The organism is Riemerella anatipestifer (assembly GCF_009670965.2).
In the GTDB taxonomy this organism is placed as follows: Bacteria; Bacteroidota; Bacteroidia; order Flavobacteriales; family Weeksellaceae; genus Riemerella; species Riemerella anatipestifer_B.
The window spans coordinates 1,592,270-1,618,162 of sequence record NZ_CP073239.1; the positions used below are offsets into that span (position 1 = coordinate 1,592,270).

The 25,893-nt window shown below is 36.9% G+C and carries 22 protein-coding genes; 14 read left to right on the forward strand and 8 right to left on the reverse strand.

What is annotated here, in order from left to right; genetic code table 11:
* Positions 1-15: 15 nt before the first annotated feature.
* Entirely contained in the window at positions 16-375 is a 360-nt protein-coding gene (locus D1J36_RS07335) for a BlaI/MecI/CopY family transcriptional regulator (protein WP_154137936.1), read from the forward strand.
* 6 nt (positions 376-381) lie between these two features.
* Positions 382-1,914 (forward strand): M56 family metallopeptidase, encoded by a 1,533-nt coding sequence (locus tag D1J36_RS07340; RefSeq protein WP_154137937.1) that lies wholly within the window; start codon positions 382-384, stop codon positions 1,912-1,914.
* Positions 1,915-1,980: 66 nt separating this feature from the next.
* Here D1J36_RS07340 and D1J36_RS07345 read toward each other — a convergent pair whose 3' ends face one another.
* Entirely contained in the window at positions 1,981-3,210 is a 1,230-nt protein-coding gene (locus tag D1J36_RS07345; RefSeq protein ID WP_185147751.1) for an exo-beta-N-acetylmuramidase NamZ family protein, read from the reverse strand.
* Between the two features lie 5 nt (positions 3,211-3,215).
* On the opposite strand from D1J36_RS07345, the gene D1J36_RS07350 reads away from it, so the two are divergent.
* The 4 genes from D1J36_RS07350 to D1J36_RS07365 all read left to right on the forward strand — a co-directional run bounded on the left by D1J36_RS07350 (position 3,216) and on the right by D1J36_RS07365 (position 7,042).
* Positions 3,216-4,445: an ABC transporter permease gene (locus D1J36_RS07350; protein ID WP_154137939.1), complete on the forward strand. Its 1,230-nt coding sequence runs from the start codon at positions 3,216-3,218 to the stop codon at positions 4,443-4,445.
* Between the two features lie 47 nt (positions 4,446-4,492).
* Complete coding sequence (prmA, locus tag D1J36_RS07355; protein WP_154137940.1) at positions 4,493-5,323, forward strand: 50S ribosomal protein L11 methyltransferase; 831 nt, start codon at positions 4,493-4,495, stop codon at positions 5,321-5,323.
* A gap of 19 nt (positions 5,324-5,342) precedes the next feature.
* A complete protein-coding gene (locus D1J36_RS07360; RefSeq protein ID WP_154137941.1) occupies positions 5,343-6,353 on the forward strand; it encodes an NAD(P)H-dependent glycerol-3-phosphate dehydrogenase in 1,011 nt (336 codons plus the stop codon).
* 191 nt (positions 6,354-6,544) lie between these two features.
* Entirely contained in the window at positions 6,545-7,042 is a 498-nt protein-coding gene (locus tag D1J36_RS07365) for a GNAT family N-acetyltransferase (protein WP_154137942.1), read from the forward strand.
* 44 nt (positions 7,043-7,086) lie between these two features.
* Here the strand turns inward: D1J36_RS07365 and D1J36_RS07370 are convergent, their stop codons facing one another.
* Positions 7,087-7,371, reverse strand: coding sequence for a rhodanese-like domain-containing protein (locus tag D1J36_RS07370; RefSeq protein WP_154137943.1), 285 nt, complete (start codon positions 7,369-7,371; stop codon positions 7,087-7,089).
* Between the two features lie 93 nt (positions 7,372-7,464).
* Between D1J36_RS07370 and queG the strand changes: the two genes are divergently transcribed.
* From queG to D1J36_RS07385, 3 genes are all read left to right on the forward strand, one after another.
* Entirely contained in the window at positions 7,465-8,403 is a 939-nt protein-coding gene (gene queG / locus D1J36_RS07375; RefSeq protein ID WP_014937359.1) for a tRNA epoxyqueuosine(34) reductase QueG, read from the forward strand.
* A gap of 424 nt (positions 8,404-8,827) precedes the next feature.
* Positions 8,828-9,322, forward strand: a complete 495-nt coding sequence (locus D1J36_RS07380) for a hypothetical protein (protein WP_079207621.1) — start codon at positions 8,828-8,830, stop codon at positions 9,320-9,322.
* A gap of 384 nt (positions 9,323-9,706) precedes the next feature.
* Positions 9,707-10,384, forward strand: a complete 678-nt coding sequence (locus D1J36_RS07385) for a TIGR02117 family protein (protein ID WP_079207625.1) — start codon at positions 9,707-9,709, stop codon at positions 10,382-10,384.
* Between the two features lie 3 nt (positions 10,385-10,387).
* Here D1J36_RS07385 and D1J36_RS07390 read toward each other — a convergent pair whose 3' ends face one another.
* From D1J36_RS07390 to ligA, 3 genes are all read right to left on the reverse strand, one after another.
* On the reverse strand, positions 10,388-11,215 hold the full coding sequence (locus D1J36_RS07390) for a M23 family metallopeptidase (RefSeq protein ID WP_154137944.1): 828 nt from the start codon (positions 11,213-11,215) through the stop codon (positions 10,388-10,390).
* Positions 11,216-11,293: 78 nt separating this feature from the next.
* Entirely contained in the window at positions 11,294-13,348 is a 2,055-nt protein-coding gene (locus tag D1J36_RS07395) for a reprolysin-like metallopeptidase (protein ID WP_185147749.1), read from the reverse strand.
* Between the two features lie 407 nt (positions 13,349-13,755).
* Positions 13,756-15,771, reverse strand: coding sequence for an NAD-dependent DNA ligase LigA (gene ligA, locus D1J36_RS07400; protein WP_154137946.1), 2,016 nt, complete (start codon positions 15,769-15,771; stop codon positions 13,756-13,758).
* A gap of 163 nt (positions 15,772-15,934) precedes the next feature.
* Between ligA and D1J36_RS07405 the strand changes: the two genes are divergently transcribed.
* The 5 genes from D1J36_RS07405 (at position 15,935) to D1J36_RS07425 (ending at position 23,237) form a co-directional block, all read left to right on the forward strand.
* Complete coding sequence (locus D1J36_RS07405; RefSeq protein WP_154137947.1) at positions 15,935-16,528, forward strand: hypothetical protein; 594 nt, start codon at positions 15,935-15,937, stop codon at positions 16,526-16,528.
* A 512-nt stretch (positions 16,529-17,040) separates the two neighbouring features.
* Positions 17,041-17,208, forward strand: a complete 168-nt coding sequence (locus D1J36_RS07410; RefSeq protein ID WP_013447143.1) for a PLDc N-terminal domain-containing protein — start codon at positions 17,041-17,043, stop codon at positions 17,206-17,208.
* 701 nt (positions 17,209-17,909) lie between these two features.
* The gene (locus tag D1J36_RS07415; RefSeq protein WP_154137948.1) at positions 17,910-20,651 is read left to right on the forward strand and encodes a TonB-dependent receptor plug domain-containing protein; all 2,742 of its coding nucleotides are present in this window, start codon (positions 17,910-17,912) and stop codon (positions 20,649-20,651) included.
* Positions 20,652-20,806: 155 nt separating this feature from the next.
* Positions 20,807-22,591, forward strand: a complete 1,785-nt coding sequence (locus D1J36_RS07420; RefSeq protein WP_154137949.1) for a peptide MFS transporter — start codon at positions 20,807-20,809, stop codon at positions 22,589-22,591.
* A gap of 109 nt (positions 22,592-22,700) precedes the next feature.
* Positions 22,701-23,237: a thioredoxin family protein gene (locus D1J36_RS07425; protein WP_154137950.1), complete on the forward strand. Its 537-nt coding sequence runs from the start codon at positions 22,701-22,703 to the stop codon at positions 23,235-23,237.
* Positions 23,238-23,299: 62 nt separating this feature from the next.
* On the opposite strand, the gene D1J36_RS07430 is transcribed toward D1J36_RS07425, so the two are convergent.
* The 3 genes from D1J36_RS07430 to D1J36_RS07440 all read right to left on the reverse strand — a co-directional run bounded on the left by D1J36_RS07430 (position 23,300) and on the right by D1J36_RS07440 (position 25,875).
* Positions 23,300-23,836: a hypothetical protein gene (locus tag D1J36_RS07430; protein ID WP_154137951.1), complete on the reverse strand. Its 537-nt coding sequence runs from the start codon at positions 23,834-23,836 to the stop codon at positions 23,300-23,302.
* Positions 23,837-23,943: 107 nt separating this feature from the next.
* Positions 23,944-24,441, reverse strand: a complete 498-nt coding sequence (locus tag D1J36_RS07435; protein WP_154137952.1) for a hypothetical protein — start codon at positions 24,439-24,441, stop codon at positions 23,944-23,946.
* Between the two features lie 252 nt (positions 24,442-24,693).
* On the reverse strand, positions 24,694-25,875 hold the full coding sequence (locus D1J36_RS07440; protein ID WP_154137953.1) for an aspartate aminotransferase family protein: 1,182 nt from the start codon (positions 25,873-25,875) through the stop codon (positions 24,694-24,696).
* Positions 25,876-25,893: the final 18 nt, after the last annotated feature.

Genomic DNA, 25,893 nt, shown 5'->3' on the forward strand with positions numbered 1-25,893 from the left:
TAAATTTATAGTGATATGAAAATAAAACAACTTACCAAAGCAGAAGAACAGGTAATGCAATATCTATGGCAGTTAGAAAAGGGTTTTTTAAAAGATATCTTAGAGTTTTTTCCAGAGCCCAAACCTCATACCAATACAGTATCTACAATACTTAAGGTTCTTAAGGAAAAAGGGTTTGTAGATTATCGTGTGTATGGTAGACAACACGAATATTTCCCTATAATTTCCCAAAGAGAGTATAGTAAAAAATCTTTTGGAGGTATTATTAAAAACTATTTTGGAGGGTCTTATAAAGAAGCTGTTTCTTTTTTAGTAGAAGAAAAACAGATGTCGGTGGAAGATTTAGAGTTATTATTAAAAGAACTTAAAAAATAACCAGTTATGGAATCTCTAATTATCTACATTATCAAATCTTTGGTTTGTTCGGGAGTTTTATACGCTTATTATTTTATCTTTTTGAAAGATAAGACTTTTCATCGTTATAATAGATTTTATTTAATGTTTACTTTATTTGTAAGCGTATTACTTCCTTTGCTTAAAGTAGAGTATTTTACCATTGAAGTGAATCCAAAGGTATTTATGTTAATGAGTGAATTTAAGATCTATGCATCCAAGTATGAACAAGAATCTTATGCTATTCTGTTTTACTTCTTAGAGGTAATAGTGGCTTTGGTATCGGTAATGTTTTTATTCAGATTATTGTTGGGAATGTGGCGATTGTTAAAGCTGAAAAATAAATATGAAAAAATTAATTTTCAAGGGATTAACTTTTATAAAACCGATTTAGAAGAAGCTCCATTTTCATACTTTAAAAATTTATTTTGGAAGAATAGTATTGCTATTGATACAGATTTAGGGAGGCAAATCCTAAAACATGAGATGGTACATATAGAGCAAGGTCATTCTTGGGATAAGTTTATAGTTTCTCTATTTCAATCTATATTTTGGTTCAATCCTATTTTTTATTTAATTAAGAAAGAGTTGAGTTTAATTCACGAGTATTTAGCTGATAGTCAATCTATAAAAAAAGGCGATACTAAGTCGTTTGCGAAAATGATTTTAGAGCATCATTTTTCGGAAAAAGTTTTTCCAGCAACCAATCCACTTTTGTCATCTAACCTTAAAAAAAGAATTATTATGTTAAAAAAATCAAAAACAAAGTTTGCTTACATTAGAAAAGTGTTAGCCTTACCGTTAGTGTTTAGTATGGTATTTATCTATGCTGTTAATACCAAAAACAAAGAGATTGTAGCCTTAAACAAAGTCATAGAACATAAGGTTAATGATTTGAATAATGATAACAATCCTAAAGAAGAAGCTAGTAAGTTAGTTTCACAAAAGAGTAAGAATAGAAGTAATGATAATGCAATGTCACAAGAATTTGTGTATGAAGTTGAAAATAAAAGTGTAGGAGTCAAAATCGATACATTGAGAAAGTCCAATGAAGATTTTAGAAAGGCTATTCAAAAGGAGCGAAAAAAGATTGAGAAGTACAGAAAAGCCTTGGAATCAGAAAGAAAAAAGGAGGGAAAAATAAGAACCAAAATAGACGAGTTGAGAAGCTCTATTTCTACAAAATCAAATTCTGAGGAGCAGTTTAAAGAGTTGGAACACTTGTATAGTCAGTTGGACAGAATTTACGATGCTCCTCGTTATAAGCGTATTTTAGAAGGTATAGAAAAGTCTTCTTCCAAAATAGGAGAATATTATCAATCTTATTACGAAGAAGCAAAGCAGAGAGAAAGCCTTTCTAAATTACGAGAAAAAGAAGCAAAAAATGTGGAAAAATTGGCTAATGAACGTAGAAGAGCTGCTGAAGAAGCCTCAAAAATATCTAAGGATGCTGCTAAAAAAGCAGAGGAAGCTCGCCGTGTCGCTTTAGAAGCAGTAAAAGTTATTCAACTAAAAGAGTAATAATTACAATTGTTTAGTTATTAAAAAAATCAAGGATGTGTAATTATAATCACATCCTTGATTTTTTTAATCTTTATAAACAATATACTTCTGACGAATTTTTTCAAAATCTTGTAAGTCTTTTTGCCAAGATTTTTTGATTTCCGTTTCGCTTTTTCCTTGTATAATTTGAAGCCTTAGTTGGTCAGTCCCTGCTAAAGTATCAAACCAAAGATTTTTGATGAAAAATGGTTTATTAGGGTTTTTATAGTTTTTGTAAGCCGTAATTATCCATTCTAAATTAAGTTCTCTCAAATCTTTAGAGTATTCAGAGAGGTTTTCGCCATAGCATAATTGTCCATTAAAAGGCGGATTTTTAGCTCCAAAGTTAGGCTTTGGAGTGAATTTATAACTTAATTTTTTAGCCCATGGTGAACCATAAATTTGGAAAGGATAGTCAGTGCCACGTCCTACCGAAACCTCGGCTCCTTCAAAAAAACATAGGGAAGGATATAGGTTGATAGACTTATCATTTGGTAAGTTAGGAGAAGGGCGTCTAAGTATAGGATAGCGTTGTTTTTTATGGTAATTTTTCATTGGGATTAAGGTGTATTTGGCTTTTATTTTATTTTTAAGCCAGCCTTCGCCGTTTACCATATTACCATACTCGCCAATGGTTAGTCCATAGACTATAGGAACTGGGTGCATACCCACAAAACTTGTCCATTTTTCCTTTAATACAGGTCCATCTGTGTAGCCGTCGTGAGGGTTAGGTCTATCTAGCACAATAACCTCTACATTATGCTCTGCGGCAGCTTCCATCACATAGGCAAGGGTTGAAATATAGGTGTAAAATCTTACTCCAACATCTTGAATATCAAAAAGAATAATGTCTAAATCTTGTATTTGTTCTGCAGTTGGTTTTTTATTTTTACCATAAAGAGAAATAATGGGAATACCCGTTTTGGTATCTACGCCATTTTTTACATATTCCCCTGCATCGGCTTCGCCTCTAAAACCGTGTTCTGGAGCGAAAACTCTTCTAATATCTATAGTGTTTTCTCTTAGGAAATCCACAATGCTGAGTGTATCTAGGGTAGTAGGATTATGTTTTTGTGGTTTTAGCACCAGCCCTGTTTGATTGGTTATCACGCCTACTTTTTTGTTTTTTAGTAGAGGGAGATAAAGCTCTGGTTGGTCGGCTCCTGTTTTAAAATCAGGACAGTTGTTACCATTTTGAGCATAGTTTCTACCAGATAACCCTAAATAAATTAGGCAAATCAACAGTAAATTTTTAATTTTGAGGCTTAAATACATAGGTTTTGAAATTTCCATTATATTTTTCTAAAAAAATAGCATTCTCCAAAGATAACAAAAATAATCTTTCTAAGGTAATTGTGTTTATTGGCAGGTTGTCGGTTGCCTTGGGTGTCATTGTTTCTTTAATTACGGTAGCTACAGGTTTGGGAGCTAAAAAAGCCATCAAAAATAAGATGGGAGATTTTTCGGGGCATATTTCTGTGAAATCTACTAGGTCTAATTCATCTTATAACTCTTCAGTTTTAGACTTAAAAGAAATCAATATAAATCAAATTAAGGCTTTACAAGAAGTAGAAGGTATGCAGTCTTATGCGTCTGTAAGTGGTATTCTTAGGACAGAAGAAAATTTCTCTGGGATTTTATTAAAAGGTGTTGGGAAAGATTTTGATGCTAAAAGATTTGAAAAGTTTTTGGTGGAAGGTAGCGTTCCGAACTTTACAGAAAAGGGATATAATAATGAGGTCATCTTACCAGAAAAAATAGCCAATGATTTAAGACTTAAACTAAACGATGAAATCGTGGCTATTTTCTCTAAAGAAGACCAAAAGCCAATCTACCGAAAATTTAAAGTTAAAGGGATTTACAAAACGGATATCAAAATGATAGACGACCTGTTTATCATAGGAGATATCAACCATGTGAGGAGGATACAAAATATGGATAAAACTGCCATAGGTGGTATAGATATTTTCCTTAAAGATATGGGAGAAATAGATGAGGTTTTTCCAAAGATTGAAGAGAAAATAGGATATAAAAACTATGCTGAAAAAATAACAGATAAGTATCCAGAAATTGTAAATTGGATTAACATTTTTGATACCAATATAGCTTTAATTATCACAATTATGTTGGTGGTTGTAATCATCAATATTGTAATGGTGTTGCTTATTTTAATTATAGAACGCACCAATTCCATAGGGGTATTGAAAACTTTGGGAGCAAATAATGCTCAAATACGAGCTATTTTCATCAATTACACTTTACTTATTATGGTTCCAGGATTGTTAGTGGGGAATTTCATAGGATTGGGACTACTACTTTTACAAAAATGGACGGGCATTGTTCAGCTCAATCCTGATAATTATTATATCAGTACAGTACCAATAGACTTAAATCCTATTTATATTGTGGCAATTTCTTTAGGGATTTTGTTGGTGTCTGCGGTATCGCTTATTTTTCCTAGTTATTTAATTAGTAAAATATCACCAGTTAAAGCGATTAAATACAATTAAGGTACATCAGCGATTTTTCTGTACTTTTGTGGAAACAATACATTAGAATGCAATCTTATTTAGAATTCAAATTTACCATTACGCCACCGCAACCTTGGAGTGAGATTTTAATGGCAGAACTTATACATATTGGTTTTGATAGCTTTACAGAGGAAACTAACGGTATTTTAGCCTACATTCCGAAGAACGATTTAAACGAAGACACTATCAAATCACTCTATATTTTTGAACAAGAAGGCGTAGAGATAGATTATACTTATACCGAAATGCCCAATATCAATTGGAATGAGGAATGGGAAAAGAACTTTCCGCCCATCAATGTAGAAGATAAAGTTTACATTAGAGCGGAGTTCCACGAGCCTCAACCGTTGGATTATGAAATTATCATACAACCTAAAATGTCTTTTGGTACGGGGCATCACGCCACTACTTACCTGATGATTCAGCAAATGTTGGAGATGGATTTTCAAGGCAAAAAAGTCTTGGATATGGGGTGCGGGACTTCAGTATTGGCAATCTTTGCTAAACTGAAAGGAGCAGGAGATACTTTAGCCATAGATATAGACCCTTGGTCGGTAGAAAATTCTAAGGAAAATGCAGAGCGAAATCAAGTCCGTTTAAGGATAGAAGAAGGTACTGCCGAGAATCTAGGACAGGAAAAATTTGACATCGTATTGGCAAACATCAATAGAAATATCCTTATTTCCGATATTCCAATCTATGTTTCGGTGTTAGAAAAAGGCGGTCAGTTGTTATTATCAGGCTTATGTTTTTTTGATGTAGAAGACATTATGGAAGTTTGCACGGCACAGAACCTTAAACTCAACAAAAAAGTACAAAGAGAAGAGTGGGTAAGTCTACTTTTAGAAAAACTATAACTCAAAAATCAAATTTATAATGGCTAAAAAAGATAAAAAATCAGCAATCAGCGTGGGCGTTTTAGGTAGCGGAAGTTTTGCTACAGCCATAGTAAAGATGCTTCAAGAGAACTCAAAAATGGTACATTGGTGCGTTCGTAATGAGTTTGTAAAGGGAGCCATAGAACTTAGAAAACACAATCCTACTTACTTGCAATCGGTGATGTTTAATACGCGTCATCTTAGTATTACTACCGATGTTAATCAGCTTGTGTCCGCTTGTGAGGTTATTATTTTGGCGACGCCGTCTATCTATTTGTCGGACAGTTTAGAGAAAATGACTTGCGATTATTCCAACAAGTTGTTTGTATCCGCTATAAAGGGGATTGTCCCTAAGCACAACGATATAGTGGCACACTACCTTAGAGACCAATTTCGGATAGGATTTAGAAATCAGGCCGTAATTGCAGGACCTTGCCACGCGGAGGAAGTCGCTATGGAACGCCTTTCGTACCTTACCGTCGCTACTGTAGAAGAAGAAAATGCTCAAAAACTGAAAGATTTATTCTCGTCTAGTTATATTAAAGTGAGTACCAGCAGCGATATACTAGGCAACGAGTACAGTGCAATACTAAAGAACATTTACGCCATAGGAGCAGGTATGGCAAGCGGTTTGGGCTACGGCGATAATTTCCAAGCGGTATATGTATCCAACGCCATTCGTGAGATGGAAATCTTCCTAGAAGCCATTTACGAAGCCCCAAGAGATGTTAACGAAAGTGCCTATCTAGGGGACTTATTGGTAACGGCGTACTCGCTGTTTTCCAGAAACAGGTCTTTAGGAAATTTGGTGGGCAAAGGCTACACGGTAAAATCGGCGATACAATCTATGAATATGGTAGCAGAAGGCTACTACGCTGCGGCATCTATCTACAACACCGCCAAAGAAAAGGGGCTTAAACTGCCTATCATCAGCACGGTATACAATGTTCTCTACGAAGGCAAAAATGTAGAAAAACAGTTCAAAAAGCTCACTGCCAAACTAAACTAATAGGGCGTAACCCCTTTCCATCAGCCGAAAATCCCACCGCTAGGGGTCGGGCTTTCGGCTTTATCTTTACCTTTTGCCCTTAGCGAAGGCTTTGGCGGTCAAAAGATAAAGGATATCGCCTCTATCCCTTACGCATAGCAGAGCGTGAAGATTTAGAAGTAGCAAAGTATCATATTGAAAAACGGGAATAGATGTTTCAACCAGCGAGAATAGAAGATATAGATATTATTTGGGAGATGCTTCAGCAAGGCATTAGAAGAAGAAAGGAAGATGGCAGTAACCAATGGCAAGATGGCTATCCTAATAGGAGTGTGGTAGAAAAAGACATTCGTGATGGGGTGGGCTATGTTTGGGTTCAAGGTGATGAGGTCTTGGGCTATGCCGCTCTAATGCTCAATAACGAACCAGCCTACGATAATATAGAAGGCGAGTGGTTATCCAATGGAGATTATATAGTGGTGCATCGTGTGGTAGTACACGATAGGTACTTAGGCAAAGGGATTGCTAAGCAGATGTTCTTGTGGGTAGAAGGTTGGGCGAAACAACAGAATATTTACAGTATAAAAGTAGATACCAATTACGATAACCAACCAATGCTCCACATTTTACAGCATTTAGGCTATCAGTATTGCGGGGAGGTTTATTTTAGAGGTAGCCCTAGGAAAGCCTTTGAGAAAGTTCTTAAATAAACAAAGGTGGCTTATTGCCACCTTTGTTATGAGTTAGTAAAGGTTTAGAGGTTATCTAAAACTTCCTTTAAATCAACATAGCCGCCACCATTATAGACATTGGTAAGCCCAAGGGATTTAAAATATTCTACGGCTTTGCCACTTCTGTTACCACTTCTACAAAACAAGATTACATTGCCGTCTAGGCTGGTAACTTCCTCTTTTCGGTCTTCTAATTCTCCTAGTGGAATGTTTTTAGCGGCTTCTATATGTCCATTCATTTCTAACTCCATCGGCTCTCTTACATCTATAAGGTGGTAATTTCCTGATTTTAATACTTCTTCAATCATAATACGGTTAAATTATAAGGTTTCGAGGCGTAAAGATAGAAGAGATTAGCACAATACCCAAATTTTAGGCATTAAATTTATACTTTTGCACCTGTGAACAAAAAAGCCCACTATACCCAGCTGATAAAAAATAAAGCCAAAGCTTTTGGCTTTCAGTCTTGTGGTATTTCGCAGGCTGCATTTTTGGAGGAGGAAGCGCCTCGGCTAGAAGCGTGGCTAAAAAAGGGCTATCACGGTAAGATGTCTTATATGGAAAACCATTTTGACAAGCGTTTAGACCCAAGGCTATTGGTGGAAGGCTCTCGCTCCGTTATTTCGTTGTCGTATAATTACTTTCCGCAAGAGGAGTTGCCCACCATAGATAACTTTAAAATATCAAAGTATGCGTATGGTAGAGATTACCACGAGGTTATTAAAGATATTTTGAGGGATATGGTTGCAGAACTTCAGGAAGAGATAGGAGCTTTTGGCTTTAGAGTGTTTGTGGACTCTGCACCTGTATTGGAACGGGCGTGGGCAAAAAAATCTGGAATTGGCTGGGTGGGGAAGAATGCCAACTTAATTTCTAAGAAAAGCGGGTCTTTCTTCTTTCTAGCCGAAATTATTTGCGATTTGGAGCTAGAGCCAGACGCTCCTACAACCGACCATTGTGGGCGTTGTACGCGTTGCATAGATGCCTGTCCTACCAATGCTATCGTTAATGAAAAAATTATAGATGGCAGCCGTTGCATTTCGTATGCCACTATAGAACTCAAGGAGGAAATCCCTGTAGCGTTTAGGTCTAATATGCAAGACTGGATGTTTGGGTGTGATATTTGCCAAGAGGTTTGCCCGTGGAATCGCTTTTCTAAACCTCACAACCAGCCTTTGTTTAACCCAAATCCTGCCCTTAAAAACTTTACTAAAAAGGAATGGAGAGAGCTCACCCAAGAGTTGTTTTCCGAAATATTTAGAAAATCGCCTGTTAAAAGGACTAAGTTTGCAGGGTTACAGCGGAATATCTCTTTCTTAGACCAAGAGCTACCAGACTAAAGACTGGCCACCGAGATAGTTTTGTTATGGATTATTTGAAGAAAATTGACCGTATCGTAGAAATTTTGTCTGCCAACAATAGGAATGTTGAAGTGGAGCGGATTCAGGATTTAAGGCAGGCTGCTTTTACTGTTACAGAGCTATTGTAGTCTGCGGGATACGAATTAAGTAGAATGGTGAAAACCCCCGTTATAAAAAATATGATAGGAAACGAGGTTGAGGATTTAATACAGTATTGTAAAAGAATAAACTTACTGATAGATGAGGCGTAAGGTCAGTTGGTTGTTAGAGCAGCATCGGTCTTGCGTGAAAATTCCATCGGGCAGGAAATTTTACGCGAGGCCGACGGAAAAATCACGCGAGGCCGATGGAAATTTTACGGGAGGCCGATGGAAAAATTATGCAAGGCTAAATATAAGATAATATGGGAGTCAATGTAAGAATAGGAGATGTGTTTTCGGTTAATATAGGGAATGGGTTCAAAAAATACTTTCAGTATGTGGCTAATGATTCAACCCAATTGAATAGTGATGTAATTAGAGCTTTCAAAGAAACCTATTGTATAAATAGTAATCTAAATTTAGTAGAAATAGTGAATGGAGAAGTAGACTTTTATGCCCATTGCATTACTAAATTGGGATTGAAAATGAAGGTTTGGGAAAAGGTTGGGAATAGTGATGAAATAGGAGATATAGCAAAGGTATTGTTTAGAGATACAAAAGATTATGGTAGTGAAGATAGGGTCATAGTATCACAAAATTGGTATGTGTGGAATATCAATGATAAAGATTTTACTACGGTGGGAAAATTAGAAGGTGGAAACCGAAATGCATACATTGGAATTGTGATAAATCCTTTAGGTATAATAGAGCTTCTGAAAGGCAATAAATATCCTATGAATTATCCTGAATTTGGATAGGCTCGTGCATCATATCAAGTGCTATTTAGCCCCTGTTTGCCCCTCGATGGAATGAAATGGGCTTCGGGGTGGCGAGTTTTGTTGGGCTTTGGGCATTGTGGTAACGGTAGGGTATGGAGGTGTGGAAAGTAGGTTTCGGTGGAATGATTGGAGCGGGGAGTGCGTAAGGGATAGGAGCGGCTACCCCGCAGCCACAGAGGGTAGGCACCGTGCGAGGGCTGTGGCGAGGAGTAATAGCGGATAGCCCGACCCGAGCGGCGGGTTTAAGCGTTGGCGAGGGGGACGCCCTGTAAATTTTTTTGGGAAATGTGCAAGTTTTTGGAGAGAGAGGTGCCTGTGAATAAAATAAAAAGCTATCTTCGTGGTCTATAATTCTGATGAAAAATGAAAAAGCTGTTGTTCTTCCTACTAAAGACACTGGGGGTTGTGGTAGGCTTTGTGGTGGTGTATGTATTGCTAGCGCTACTATTGCCGCTGATACCTGTTTCGGAGGAGCGGGTGAGTGAGGCGAAGACCATTCCTATTTACATCTATACCAATGGCGTCCATACCGATTTGGTGATGCCTACCCAGACGCCACTCGTTAATTGGAGCGAGGTGGTGCCTTACAAAAATACGCGTTCGCAAAACGAAAACTTACCCTATCTAGCAGTAGGCTGGGGAGATAAAGGCTTCTACCTAGATACGCCAGAATGGGCAGACTTAAAGTTTTCTACGGCGTTTAATGCGGCATTTGGGCTGGGCGAGTCGGCAATGCACTGTACTTACTACGCTAAAATGAAAGAAGGCGAAGACTGCAAGAAAATAATGCTTACAGAAACGCAATACGCTAACCTTGTTCGCTTTGTAAAGGACAGTTTCGATACCGATGAAAGCGGCAAGACGATACTCATAGAAACCGATGCGGTGTATGGCGCTAACGACGCCTTCTACGAGGCTAAAGGCAGTTATAGTTTTATGCATACCTGCAACACTTGGGCAAATAATGGTCTAAAGGCGGCGGGGCAAAAGGCAGCACTGTGGACACCTACAGATTTCGGTATTTTTAGGCACTACCGATAGCCTCTAAAGGGTTAAAAATAACTTCGGATTAACAGGAGTACCGTTCTTGTGGACTTCGTAATGCAAGTGCGGTCCTGTGGAGCGTCCTGTATTTCCTGATTTGGCAATGGTTTCTCCTGCTTTTATCTTATCGTTAGCCTTTACCAAGACTTGCGAGAGGTGTCCGTAGAGAGTGGCTAGTCCGTTGCCGTGAGAGATAATCACGCATTTGCCGTAGCCACTTTTCTCTCCTGCAAAAAGGATAGTTCCCGCAGCGGCACTTTTGATGTCTTTACCAATGCCTACCGCAATGTCTATTCCTTTATGAAATTGCATTTGCTCTGGCTCTTTTGGGGTGGTGCTGGTTTTGGTAGCGGTAGAGTCTGTATTCGCTTTAGCAGAAGGCTTTACAGAAGCCAAAGCGGTTTGGGGTGGGATAGGATTTTTTCTTTTCCCAAAATGAGATGATATATAGCCCTCCGTAGGTATGCCTAGTGGTACAGTCTGGAGTTTCTCTTGTAAATCTACCAAGTATTGGCTGTATCTGTTAGCCGTTTTGGCGAGGTAAACACTATTGTTGAGGCTGTCTTGAGCGAGGTTTTCTAGGTTAGAATTAACCACTTGCTTAGAAGCTAAGAAACGATGCAAATCCTTTACAGTCTTGTGTATAAGTCCTAAATCTTGTTTCATTTTGGAGTAGTCTACACTATCCTTTTGGGTGTTGATTTTAACGAGATTAACTTCGTAGGCTTTGTCGTCTTTTTCGGAATAGAGTTTAACTATAAAAAGCGACTGGAGTAGCACTACTAAAAATAGCCCTCCTAATATATATTTATTATTGATATTTTTCATTAGCGAATTTAGTACAGTTTAACGAGTTTTAGCCTTAATAATTGTGTTCTTATGGGTTAAAAAGTGATAAACTTTTGTCTACTCATTGCAGCCTTCAGTAATACAATCCCACTGCATAGTACCAGAGCCGAAGTCTTTATAAAGCTCCAAACATTGTTTGGTAGTGTTCCATATCAGCATACCTTCTTTGGGGTCTGCTATTTGGTTCCTTTCGTCGGTAGTGAGCCTTGTGATGACGAAAGGTTTGTTATGAGATACCAATTTTATAAAGCCTCCTTTGGAGCTATTTGTAATTTGGTCGTTATTACTAAGGGTAGAGATAACAACTTTGGTAGGTAGAGCCTCTTTGGAGGTGTTGGCAGGCTTGTGGCATTTGCTTTTAGGAGTACTGATGGCTGCTGTAGGGGTAAGCGTAAAACCACCTAATACCGTAGCATCAGGCTCATTAGAAGTGTAGGGTTGGTAATTGGTCAGAGCGAAGATGATGCTGTTCTTAGGTTTTATTTTGATGATACCCGCAGGGACCTCTCTATCTCGTACAGAAACGGTACCTATACTTCTGTTGGGCAAGGTGAGTTGGTATTGCCCAGTATTCGGGACATCATCGGCCAAAAGCGTATAAGTCTTTCCAAAATCGTTGGAGATAGAGATGCTTACCTTATCGTATTGAGCCCTCATACTTTCGTCCATCTCCCAAGTCAGCGGAATCGTTTCTCCTCCGTTGTAGCTCGGTTGTAGGGTGGAGGTAATGCGAAATGGTTTATAGCTCGGGTTGGCCATAACCGTAATGTTTTTGACGTCATACATCGTGATATGAGGAGTGTTAGGGTTTGCCTTTTGGTCGGCTACGGCAACCCAAAAATCCGCAATAGCTCCCGATGAAGAGGAGGGTAAGCCGAACAAGTAAAATCCATCGACATATTCGTCTTTAAATTCTACTACAGAGTTTGGACTCATTTTTCGGGATACGAAAAGGGCTTGCCTTCGAGGGCGTAGCCGTGAAGGGTTGAAGTCAGACTGGTGGGCTAGGTAGAAGAGGCGGTCGCCATCTTGGTCGGAGGCTTCAATATCAAACTCAAAACAAGTGTTGAGGGGTATGGTATAGGTAGATTCAAAATTATTGAGGATTACGGGAGCGGTATTGTTGAGGACTTCGCCGTAAGGGATATTGGAGAGTAGGGTAGTTTCGCCAACCACAGTGGTTCTTTCTCTATCTGTATAATAAGGCGTTTTGGTAAGTCGTTTCTTAATTTGATAGACACTAGGGAGCGAAAAGAAATCTCTCGGATTACCATAGCTCATGATAGAGGTTCCCCTTAATGGTTCCGTTTGTATAGACCCAGAGTTAGAGTTGGATTCAGTAAAGGTATGGTCTGCGCCAAAAAGGTGTCCTATCTCGTGGGCGATAGAGGCTAAGAGAGGTCTAGCGGTTGCTCTTGCTTTCTCATAATTGATATAAGCACCTCCCAGTCTTGCCAATCCATTATAGTTAATGTTGGCAACTACAAGTCCTATATCGTAGTTTTCTGTTCCAATGAGTTGATTTATAACGCTTGTAGAGCTGCTAATTAAAATAGAGGCATCATAAACATTATCATTAGGATATTGACTTATGTTGATAAGCCTATCGTCTGTAATTACCTCAAACTTAACGCCAACATCTCTAAGGTAGAGTTCATTTAGGTACGCTTCCACTCGGCTCCAAAAGGCGTAGACTTTATCGTTACTACTATCAAATATTTGACTTTTGAAAATCGTGGGCGCAATGGCAAGAGCCAGTCTGTAAGTTCTTAGCACATTGTCTTTGAAGAATAAAGTTTCGTCAGAGCTGATGTTTTGTAGGGTTCTGTTTTCTAGGTTGTTTAGGTCTCTTCTTTTGCGAGATGGTTCCTTTTTTTCTAGCTCCACAGGGCAGTAGTGTTCGTCATTGTGTTCTCCTACATTACTACATTCTACATTAGTTCCTTGCATAGAAGCCACTACGGTCAGTTGGTTATTTGTATTGTACCCCAAGTAGACACTAATATTTTTTTTAGAGGGCGTGGTAGAGCTTTTTTTCCAAATTAAAGTTTCTTTAGATTGGGCACAACTATTTAGAAGTTCAATGGTTAAAGAATCTTTTATCTGTGCCATTATATTGTGCAAACCAAAAAATAAAAAAATGAGTAGTAAAATAGTGAGTTTATTCATAATCATTTTCAAAAAAAGGGGAACAAAGGTACAAAATTTAGCCTCCAATTAAAAACAGCGGGCATCTGAAAAGGCTTTTGGCTATATTCAAATTATCGTCTTCTCCTCTAATAACCTACGGAGTTTGGAGCGAGTATGGTTATGTTTAGTGTCATCAAAGCTTTTTTGCTAAAAATAATTACGGTATATATAGCTGCCTGAAATGTATTATGCATTATTTCAGTCTTTAAGTTGTTTCAAGATTAGCATTGCTAAATTTTCATGGCATTAAGTTTTTTTATCCGTCAGTATTGTGTGAGATTGATAGAGAAATGCTTCTCGATAAAATGGAAAGTAGCTTCTCAAGAAATTTATCCCTCAGTATTTATCAAATCCAAAAATTCTTGTTCGTCTAATATGGTTACTGTGCCTAGAGTTTGGGCTTTTTTAAGTTTGCTCCCTGCCTTTTCACCTACCACTAAATAGTTGAGGTTTTTGGATACCGCGGAAATGTTTTTTCCACCATGCTTTTCTACCATTTCCTCGGCTTGCTCTCTAGTGAATAGGGATAATTTGCCAGTAAATAGAAAGGTCTTGCCTTCTAAAACATCACTTACTTTTGTGTTGGTATTTTCTTCTTGTTCTAGTTGGATACCGTAAGATTTTAGTCTATCTAAGATTTCAATATTTTCTTCATTCTGAAAGTAATTCACGAGGCTTTCAGCTATCTTTATTCCTACATCTTCTACTTCTGTGAGTTCCTCTAAAGTAGCTTTTTTTAGTCCGTCAATAGTATGAAAGTTTTTTACCAATTTTTTGGCTACAGTTTCACCTACATGTTTAATTCCTAAGCCAAATAGCACTTTTTCAAATGGAATTTGTTTGGATTTTTCAATGCCGTCCAAAATGTTCTGAGCAGATTTTTCTGCCATTCTATCTAAGGGGAGTAGCTGCTCTTTAGTAAGTGTATAAAAATCAGCAATGTTAGAAATGAGCCTTTCTCTGAAAAGTTGTTCTATAGTCTCGGAGCCTAAATTTTCTATATTGAGGGCTTTTCTAGAAACATAATGTATCATTTTCCCAACCACTTGTGGAGGACAATGGGCTTCGTTGGGACAAAAATGTGCGGCTTCTCCTTCGTTTCTCACTAGTGGCATATGGCACTCTGGACAGTGGCTGATGTAGGCTACCGACGTTGCATTTGGCAATCTTTTTTCTTCATTAACGCCCACTATTTTGGGAATAATTTCTCCACCTTTTTCTACATAAACAAAGTCTTGAGTGTGTAGATTGAGTTTTCTTATAATATCCTCGTTGTGTAGAGAGGCTCGTTTTACGATTGTCCCTGCCAGAAGTACGGGTTTTAGATTAGCTACAGGGGTTATGGCCCCAGTACGTCCCACCTGATAAGAAATGCTTTCTAATTGTGTTTCTACTTTTTCTGCTTTAAATTTATGAGCCATTGCCCATCTTGGAGATTTGGCAGTGTAGCCTAGTAGCTGTTGTTGATTAAGATTATTGACTTTAATTACAATCCCGTCTATTTCAAAATCAAGATGTTGTCTTTCTTTGTCCCAATAGTCAATAAAATCTTTTACTTCATCTAGATTTTTACAGAGTTTAGCTTGTTGAGATGTTTTAAATCCCCAGTCTTTAGTTTGTTCTAGTAGTTCCCAGTGTGTTTTTACAGGAGTGTCTTCTGCTACTACTTGGTAGAGTACTGCCGAAAGTTTTCTTTTTCTGACCTCTGTGCTGTCCTGCATTTTAAGGCTTCCGCTAGCGGTATTTCTAGGATTCATAAAAAGGTCTAAACCCTCTTTTTCTCTAGCTTTATTGATGAGGTTGAAGTGTTTTTTTGTGAGATATATTTCTCCTCTGATGTAGAAGGTGTTAGGGTATTCTCCTTTGATTTTTAGCGGAATATCCGAAATGGTTTTTACATTGGCTGTAATTTCGTCGCCTTGGAAACCATCGCCTCTAGTAACCGCTTGCTTGAATGCACCGTTTTCATAAAGTATAGAAATAGATGCTCCATCATACTTTAGTTCTGCTACATATTCTATATCGGTTGTATCTAAACTTTTAATCAGTCTGTTTTGCCAGTCGGATAGGTCTTCGAAGTTATAAGAATTATCTAAGGAATACATTCTGTGACGGTGTTCTACCGTGGGGAAATTTTTGGTAATGTTACCACCTACTCTTTGTGTGGGAGAGTTATCATCTGCAAATTCGGGGTGAGCTAGCTCTAGGTTTTTTAGTTCTTCCAGCATTACATCAAATTCATAATCAGAAATACTTGGAGTGTCTAGAACATAGTAATTATAATTATGCTGGTGCAGAGTTTCTCTAAGGTTCTCTATTCTGCGCCTTATATCTTCTTGGAGCATTTCTATTTTTTTTACTTGGTGGCAAATTTATAAAAAAGATTATATTCTGTTAAAAAAAATGAATATACTTGAAGGTAATTTTAAATTATTTTTATTGGTTCTTGTTTAATAAAACGACAGAAATGAGTTATCTTTGATCCCATTGAAAACTTTAAGAAAGTAAATGAGGGCAGAAGTAAAACAGTTTCAGTACGAAGTACAAGCATATCAAGAAGATTGTGTTGGGAACATCATTAGTTTTTTTGAAGATTTCAGAAATGAAGTACCATTCACTAAAGCATTACAAACCCATCAAGAGCCCGTAATCTCTAGCATCACCATAGAACGCCTCAAACGAGCAGGGCGGAGCATCGCCCAAAAAATAGAAGAAGAAAACACCCGCAGAAGCACCTCTGGCGAAGACCCAAAACCAATGCCCGACTTAGGATTTAAAGTGTTCGACAGTACAGAAGCTCCCCAACTAGAGCTCAACGAGGAAGAAATAGTTTTCCCAGACCTCTCCAACGATGCCCTAAGCCGCATCTACAATATGATATTTACCGTAGGTATAGACGAGCCTACACAAGCCCCAGAAGTAGTAGTAGAAGACGCCATCTACAAAATAGGCCACCACTACTACATTACCAATAGCCATAGCCTAACCCCAGAACAGTATGCTATGGCAATAAAAAACGGTAAAGTATTTATAGACGGCTGGACGGCAAGCCTCAACGGCACAATGCAGAGCTATAAAGAAGAAGTAAAAATCGTGTTTTAGGCACAAGACCTCATTTCAGTTTCCGTTTACCAGCACTTGCGGGCTTACTCACTAGAAGTCGGCAAGTGTTTTTTTTATCGCCCAAGCAAAGTAGGGGCTACCCTCCCAACCGCATAAACACCCACCACTTGATTAACCTCTACCACCACTGTTTTATAGGACAAGCTGTCTTGTTTTGCCTTTCACACAAGTGTATTTAAGTTCCCGCAGGTTGATTAAACCAAACCACCACCGTTTTATAGGACAAGTTGTCTTGTTTTGCCTTTCGCACAAGTGTATTTAAGTTCCCTCAGGTTGATTAAACCAAACTACCACCGTTTTATAGGACAAGTTGTCTTGTTTTACCTTTCACACAAGTGTGTTTAAGTTCCCGCAGGTTGATTGTACTCAACTCCACATAACATTAGAATAAAAAAAATAGAAAAAAATTTTGCAGAGTCAATTATTGTAGATACATTAGCCTCGCTGAAATTATCCGCTAGACGGGCAATAAATTGATAACTTAACTTACTATGAACATTTTAATTTTAACATTAGTTTTTGCTCTAATTATAGCAAACTTTATTTGGGCAGTCGTAAATATTGGAAAAAACGAACCTAACAGACTATTATGGCATTTATTTGTATGTTTTTTTCCTGTATTTGGTCCGCTTGTATTCTTAGCGAAGAGTAGAAAATAATACAGAAACAGAGGTAAATGAGGCGAAGAGCCTCATTTTCTATTAAAATTTGTAAAAGAGAGAAGAGTAATTCAAGAGGGAGCTAAGACATATTATTCTGTAAAAAAAAATCTTCTCGCAAATTGGTTTAGCTCTGTAAAGCCAAAAATACATTTACTACAATAGAATTGAATAAGCAGCTGATTTTAGTTTGTGTACCAATAGTTTCCGTTTAATAAATCCGTTTCTTAGAACAAAACTTCTCCTTGTTTGCCCATTCACCAACCAAATTTTAAGGAGAATAAAACCAATTTTAAGAGGCATTAGCTTCTTTAAGCTATAAGGTATCGGAATAGATAGTTCTATTTCACAGATAAATTTAATTTTGGGGAAGATATTCTCCAAATAAGCCCTAGACTAAAGCAATACGGAACGAAACTAATGCTACCACATCAGTACGATAGTAAAAAAAATAGAACAAAAATTTTGCAGAGTCAATTATTGTAGATACATTTGTCCCGTTAAAATTACTCACTAGATGTACAACAGTCTTTCAATAATGCCGTGTTTTATAATGTGTCTTGCACAAGATGCGGCGATAGATGGTACACCAGTGTTTTAGACAACAATAACAAATTAAGCACTTGTATATAGCCGCTACTTAGTAAAAGTAAGCGGCTTTTTTATTATCACGAATTTAATTTTTAAAAAGTATAATTATTATGAAACAGTCATTACGAACAAAATCTTACCTCATTACAGCCTCGGCGTTGTTTTTTGTGGGAGAAGGACTTTATGGACAAAGCAGAAAGGATACTGTAAAGACCAAACAAGTAGAAGAAGTAGTACTACTAGGGAGCCGTTCTGGAGCTCGTTCTAAAACGGATAGTCCCGTGCCAGTAGATGTGTTTGATGTTCAAAAAATGGGGGTTACATTGCCTCAAACCAATATCAACCAAATGCTGAATGTGGTAGCCCCATCATTTACTTCCACCGTACAGACGGGAGCTGATGGTACAGACCACCTAGACCCTGCACAGCTTAGAGGCTTAGGTCCAGACCAGGTCTTGGTATTAGTTAATGGTAAAAGGAGGCATACCTCTGCCCTCATCAATGTTAATGGGACACCAGGGAGAGGTACCGTAGGTACCGACCTCAACGCCATACCAGCCTTTGCACTTAGCAAAATAGAAGTGCTTAGAGATGGTGCTTCGGCACAATATGGCTCTGATGCTATTGCAGGGGTAATGAACCTCAATCTTAAAAGAAATACAGGCAAACTAGAAGGGCAACTCTCCTTTGGAGCTAATCCGAGCAACGCCTCTAATAACCACACCAAAGGGATAGATGGCGAAACCTTTCAGGTAGATTTAAACTACGGTAATAAGATAGGTTCTAAAGGTGGTTTCTATAACCTTACTTGGTCATCTCAATTCAGAAATCCTACCTATCGTGCCAACGAGGAAGAAGGTAAAATCTTTAACGCCTATAATGCTATAGAACGAAGAGCGGCAGAGGGAGGCGTTAATCTATCCTCACTATTCACGAATATCAATACCACGCCCAACCAGCAGCAGTTGGTAGATTATATTCATAATTATGCCCAAAAGGTAGCCTACTTTGCACCAGATTTTCAGAACAAGATACAGGCTGCCAACAGCATTAGTGCTTTGCAGAAAATACTCTCGGAAGACGTTACCAACCAAGAATTAGCGTATCGAGGGCTTAACCGAAAAGATTTTAATATGCTCGTGGGGCAATCTAAACTAAGCACTCACCAGTTTTTTGCCAACATAGAAGTCCCCTTGAATGACGAGTGGAAGGTCTATACCTTTGGGGGATATGGCTTCAGAAACGGGACTTCAGGAGGTTTCTACCGAAGACCCAACCAATCCAGAACCTTTACAGGGTTTAATCTTGATGGCTTCTTACCTAATATCAATACCAATATAGAAGACCTCTCGCTAGCGGCAGGTATCAAAGGTAATTTAGGAGCGTGGCAAGTAGATTTGAGCAATACTTTTGGGCAGAACAGTTTTGATTATAATGTAAGAAACTCTGGCAATACCTCGTTGAGGTTCAACTCTCCAAATGAATTTAATGCTGGAGGGTTGCGTTTCCTTCAAAACACGCTTAATTTAGATGTTTATAGGAATTATGATGTTTGGGCAGGGCTTAATCTGGCTTTTGGAGCAGAGCAGAGAACCGAAAACTTTAAAATTAGAGAAGGCGAGCCTGCTTCTTATCTTTCCTATGATGTGTTTGGTAACCCACAAACGGCACAAACGCCCAATAGCCAAAAACCAACGGATTTCTTTGGGAATACTCTACCTGGTGGCTCACAAGTATTTGGTGGCTTCCGTGCAGAGAATGCAGGTAGTAATGGTAGGAGCTCCTACGCATTCTATGCCGATGTAGAAGCTAACTTTACCAAAAGGTTTCTAGTTGCAGCAGCTACTCGCTTTGAAAATTATTCGGATTTTGGGTCTACACTAAACTACAAGTTAGCTTCCAGAATAAAAGCAACGGATAATCTTAATTTCCGTCTAGCAGGTTCTACTGGATTTAGAGCTCCATCTGTACACCAGATTTATTACAATACCACTTCTACACTTTTCCTTAATGGGCAACTGCAAGAGGTAGGGACTTTTAACAATCACTCTAGAATAGCCAATCTGTTAGGGATTCCTAAACTCAAGCAAGAGACTTCTCAATCTGTAAGTGCAGGATTTACTTATCGTATTCCTATTGCAAGATTAAGCATTACAGGAGATGCCTACTTTACGCGTATCAACAATAGAGTGGTGCTTACGGATACCTTCAAAGCAGGAGCTAATACAGAGCTGCAAAATCTATTTGCACAAGCTAACGTAAATGCGGCACAGTTTTTTGCTAATGCCATAGACACAGAAACTAAAGGGCTAGATGTAGTGATAAGCCACGATTTTAAAAATAATGATTTTAAACTAACTAATGATTTTGCTCTTAACCTTAGCCAAACAAGAAGGGTAGGAGAGATACATTCTTCACCAGTGCTTAAAGCAGCAGGTTTAGACGAGACTTATTTCTCCGAGCGTTCTAGAATTTACGTAGAAGAAGCTATTCCTAGATTCAAGGCGGGGCTTTCTCATACCCTTAGTTACAAAAAACTGAATGTTTATTTAAGAAATAGCTATTTCGGAAAAGTAACAGGAGCTGATGTTGTAGATGCAAACGGCGATGGTATTACGTTGCCTAACGAGCACCAAATAATGACGGATAGAGTAGTTACAGATTTATCTATTGGATATGCTTTTTCTCCTAAAATTACCTTTACACTAGGAGCCAACAACCTATTTGATGTTTATCCTAGCCGAAATCTTCCTGCTTCTACCAGTAATGGACAGTTTGTTTACACACGAGCGACCTCACAGTTTGGGCTCAACGGAAGATATGTGTTTTCTAGATTAAGCTTTAATTTTTAAACTTTATGAAAATGCTACTTTATAAAAATGGGGTAGCATTTTTACTTTGATTTTGGATGAATTTAACATTTTTTAACTTAGTTTCTTTGTAGAACTCCAAAAAAGACTATATTTGTTGGTCTTTTTTAAGAAAAATATAACAATTATTATAGAATATGGATACAACAGTCAGTAAAAAGGGGCATCCAGCAGGATTATACCTTTTATTTGTAACGGAAATGTGGGAACGTTTCAGTTATTATGGTATGAGAGCTTTATTTGTATTATTTATGACTAAAGCTTTAATGTTTGATAAGGGGCTAGGTGCTCAGATTTATGGTAGTTACACTGGACTAGTATACTTAACTCCTTTAATTGGAGGATATATAGCTGATAGATACTGGGGTAACAGAAAATCTATAATTGTTGGAGGTATTTTAATGGCTTTAGGTCAATTCCTTATGTTTATGTCGGGGTATTTATATGAAAGTAAAGAAATTGCACCTTTATTTATGTTTTCTGGTTTGGGATTCTTAATTTTTGGGAATGGCTTTTTTAAACCAAATATTTCGTCCATGGTTGGGCAACTGTATTCTGAAAACGATAGTAGAGTAGATGGAGCTTTCACTATTTTTTATATGGGGATTAACCTTGGTGCTTTTATAGCTCCTTTATTATGCGGATATTTAGGAGATACAGGTAATGCCGCAGATTTCAAATGGGGGTTCTTAGTTGCTTGTATAGGAATGATTCTGAGTGTTATTATCTTTGTACTATTTAAAAATAAGTATTTAGTTACTCCAGAAGGAGAAGCTATAGGAGGGAAACCAACTATTAGTGAAACTTCTGTGAAGGATGATGTGGCTGGGGCTAATTTGGTGGATAATACCAATGCTACAAAAAAAGCTGCTGCTACAAAGTTGATGATAATATGGGGTGCTATTTGGTTAGTTTTATTAGGTGCTTTTTACTTTTTAATGAGTGGAGATGATGGTAATAAGGATCTAATAGGTGCTTTTATTTTCTCTCTAACATTAGCAGCACCGGGGTATATCATATCTGACCCATCATTAACTAAAATTGAAAAGAAAAGAATTTGGGTAATATATATAGTAGCTTTCTTTGTTATATTCTTTTGGTCTGCTTTTGAGCAAGCGGGAGCTTCATTAACTTACTTTGCAGAAGAACAAACGGATAGACATTTATTAGGGAAAGTAGTACCAGCATCTTATTTTCAGTCAATCAATGCAGTAGCAATTGTTGTTTTTGCTCCCATATTTGCTGTTATATGGTCTGCTCTGAGTAAAAGAAAAATGGAACCAGCTTCTCCTTACAAACAAGCTATCGGTTTATTTTTACTAGCTTTAGGATATTTGGTAATTGCTTTTGGAGTAAAAGGTTTAGCTCCTGGGGTAAAAGTAAGTATGATGTGGCTTGTGAGTTTATATACTATACATACATTTGGAGAGTTATGTCTTTCTCCTATAGGTCTATCTATGGTTAATAAACTTGCTCCTGTAAGATTTGTTTCATTACTAATGGGGGTTTGGTTTTTAAGTACAGCAACGGCTAATAAATTTGCAGGAACGTTATCTTCTTTTTATCCACAATCATATGTTTCTGTAGATAAGGTTCAGAATTTTGAAAAAGAAGTAAATACTTCCCTCATAAATAAAGATTTTAATATCAAAGACAAGAAGAATGTTGTTCAGATTGATGGACAAAATATGATACCTTTTGATAAGATTACTGTAGCAGATATTAAGAATGAAGACTTGAAACAAAACATAAAATTAGAAATAGAGAAAGCTCAAGTAGTAAAAGAAAAATCTTTTTTAGGATTTAAAGTAGCTAGCTTATATGATTTCTTTATGTTATTTGTATTTATGTCTGGTATATCTTCAGTTATTTTATTTTTACTAAGTAAGTATTTGGTTAAAATGATGCACGGCGTTAAATAGCATATTAAAAAAAACTCTGAACTTCAAAGTTCAGAGTTTTTAATTTTATATTTATTTTGGTTTAAAAAAGAATTATGTACATTTGTTACCTAATTAAAGAAAATTGATAATGAAAAAGGTAATACTAATATTTAGTTTATTTTTAATTAACTTAGCTTTGGCACAAGAGGTTAAATGGCTTACTTTCGATGAAGCTATGGCGGCTCAAAAGACTAAACCTAAGAAAATCTTATTAGATGTATATGCTCCATGGTGTGGTCCTTGTAAACTAATGGAGAAAGAAACTTATGGACACCCAGAAATAGCTAAAATTATCAATGAGAACTATTACGCTGTTAAGTTTAATGGAGAAGGTAATGAAGTGACACATTATCAAAATAGAACATTCTCAAATCCTAATTACAGAGCTAATATTTCAGGCAGAAATGCCCCACATGAGTTGGCTAGATTTCTAAATGTGAGTGCTTACCCAACAACAGTTTTTTTAGACGAAACAGGTAAGCCTATTACTAATTTGGTTGGAGCTTTTAGACCTAAAGAGTTAGAACTTTATCTTTCTCTATTTTACAAAGATGAATATAAAAAGATAGAAACAAAAGAGCAATGGGAAAACTTCCAAAAGAAGTTTAAATCGGTTATTAAATAAATTGTTTTACACAAGTCATTCATATTAAAAGCCTCATTACTAAATGAGGCTTTTATTTTGAATCAAGGTTCGTTACCTCGGATAATAAAATTATTTTCTTTAGAAGATTTTTTATCTGTTTTAGTGAAAATCTTAATAAAGTTCATGTTTTTTAAGCTATTGATTTTGTCAAGTTGGTATACTGTAATCTGTGTGATGTTTTTCTCGTTGATAAAGGTAGAATCAGCATCAGAGTTGATGATTTCTTTATTAACGCTATAAATGTAATTATCGCTATCTTTTAAATTAGTATACTTTGATACTAGCTGTTTAACTGTTATTAAGTTAGAATTAAACTTTGATTTCGTTTTTATAATAATTTTTCCAGTATAACTTTTTCCATCAAGTTCAAAACTTCCCTTATTTATATTTATAGATTCAATATCTAGATTTTTTAAAGTGGATAAAACTAGCGAAGGGTATAGTTCCCCATTCATTTCAAAAAGAGGTGTACTAATTTCATTTTTATAAATTACTACAGGCTTTTCTTGATTGTTTGATTGTGCAAATGACTTTAAACAAATTAGAATCATGCAAATTCTCAATAATATTTTTTTCATTATTAACTAATTTCTATGTTATTTTTATTCTCCAACAATTGAATATTACTAATTTTTATATTATTCCCTAAAGTCCGCCTTTTGCAAATGCTATGTTAGCCGTAGTTTTACTTTAAATTCAATTCTTCATAAAGTATTTGAATTAATTTGTCAACTTCTAGATATGATTTAAAATAAATTTCTTTTAAGTCGATTCTTTCGTCTAATTTATCATCGACAATTTGAATTTCCATATTACATAATAAACTCAGATTATTTATTAATTTTTCAATTGATATTCTACTTTTTTTGGAAACAAAAATCGAATTTTCTTCATAAACTTTAGTTATGCTTTTTCTAAATTCAAATGCACCAATATCTTCATACCAATATGGAGAAAGTTCATTTCCTTCAAAATAAGCAACTCTTCCTAAACAAAATATTTTATATTCAATCAATTTTTCATTTATGTTTTTAAATGCAGGAATTTTGTTTGCATAAAGAATGTCAAATTTTTTAGATTTTAAAGTGAAAAAAAATGTTAGTCTCGCAGCAATAAATGCAGCGATAAAAGGAGATAGTAAAGTGAATATTTTGAAAAATTCTATTTGATCTAAGTTTGACATAAAATTACGGCTAACCCACAAATATACGCAAACTCTAGCAAATCTTAAAAACCAAATCTTATGATTTTTAGAGTTTTACTGCGTGAGGGCGGAGGGCATTGTTGGAGCTCCTTTTTTTGGAGGTGGAGAAAGGCTAGGCTTAGCTGCTGGAGAGCTTCGGCTAAAAAGAGCGACTGCCCAAAGACCGACCCATCAGCCTAGGGAATAGTCTCGGCTTGGGGCATGCCTAAATATTTACTTATACGCCTAATGTTATAATAGTTCTTCGTCTAAGGTTTCTAATATAATTTGGCAACCTTTCTTTATTTCCTCTTTTGTGAGGGTAAGCGGTGGCGAAATTCTCAGATATTCGTTTCGGTACAGTTGCCAAAATACAATAAGCCCTTTATCCATACATCTTTTAGCTACTCTGAGGGTATATTCTGGTAAACCTAGATTAACGGCTAGCATTAGCCCTTTACCATTGATATTTTTGATTTTTGGGTGTACTAATAGTTGCCTAAAAAGAGCTTCTTTTTCTTCTACTTCTTCCATTAGCCCACTTTCTAGGACTTCTTTTAAAGTCGCATAACTAGCGGCAGCTATCAGAGGGTTACCTCCAAAAGTGGTGATATGTCCTAATTTAGGTGAATGAGAAAGGCTTTGCATAATTTCCCTAGAACTCATAAATGCTCCTACTGGAACGCCTCCGCCCATACCTTTGCCCATCACTAGAATGTCTGGCACAATACCAAAATGTTCAAATGCGAACAGTTTGCCTGTTCGTCCAAATCCTGGCTGTATTTCGTCTAGTATAAGTAAAGCTCCTACCTCTTCACATTTTTTTTTCAGCTGGATAAGATAATTAGGACTAGGCACTAGAAAACCTGCTGCTCCTTGTATGGTTTCTACAATAACGCCTGCTGTTTTTTCTGTGATTTGGTCTAAATCTTTCTCATTATCAAACTCTATGAACGAAACCATAGGTAACAACGGACGAAATTCTCTTTTATGAACCTCATTACCAGAAACACTCAATGCTCCGTGGGTATTACCGTGATAAGAATTTTTGAAAGCTACGATTTCCTCTCTCCCTGTGTATCTTTTAGCGAGCTTCAATGCTCCGTCTATGGCTTCGGCTCCACTATTAACTAAATAGGTTACCTCTAATGGAGCAGGAGTAGCCTCTGCTAGTAGTTTACACAATGCCACAGGTTTCTCTTGTGCATACTCTCCATAGACCATTATATGAAGATATTTATCTGCCTGTTCTTTGATTGCATTGATGATTTTTGGGTGCGAATGTCCCAAAGTATTGGCAGATACTCCTGCTACAAAGTCTAGATAGGCTTTGCCATCTTTGCCGTAAATATAGTTTTCTTCTGCTCTTTCGGCTTCAAACCCAGAGGCAAAAGGTGTGGTTTGAGCTTGATATTTAAAGAAATCTTGTTGCATGGTCTAATGAGAGGTTAA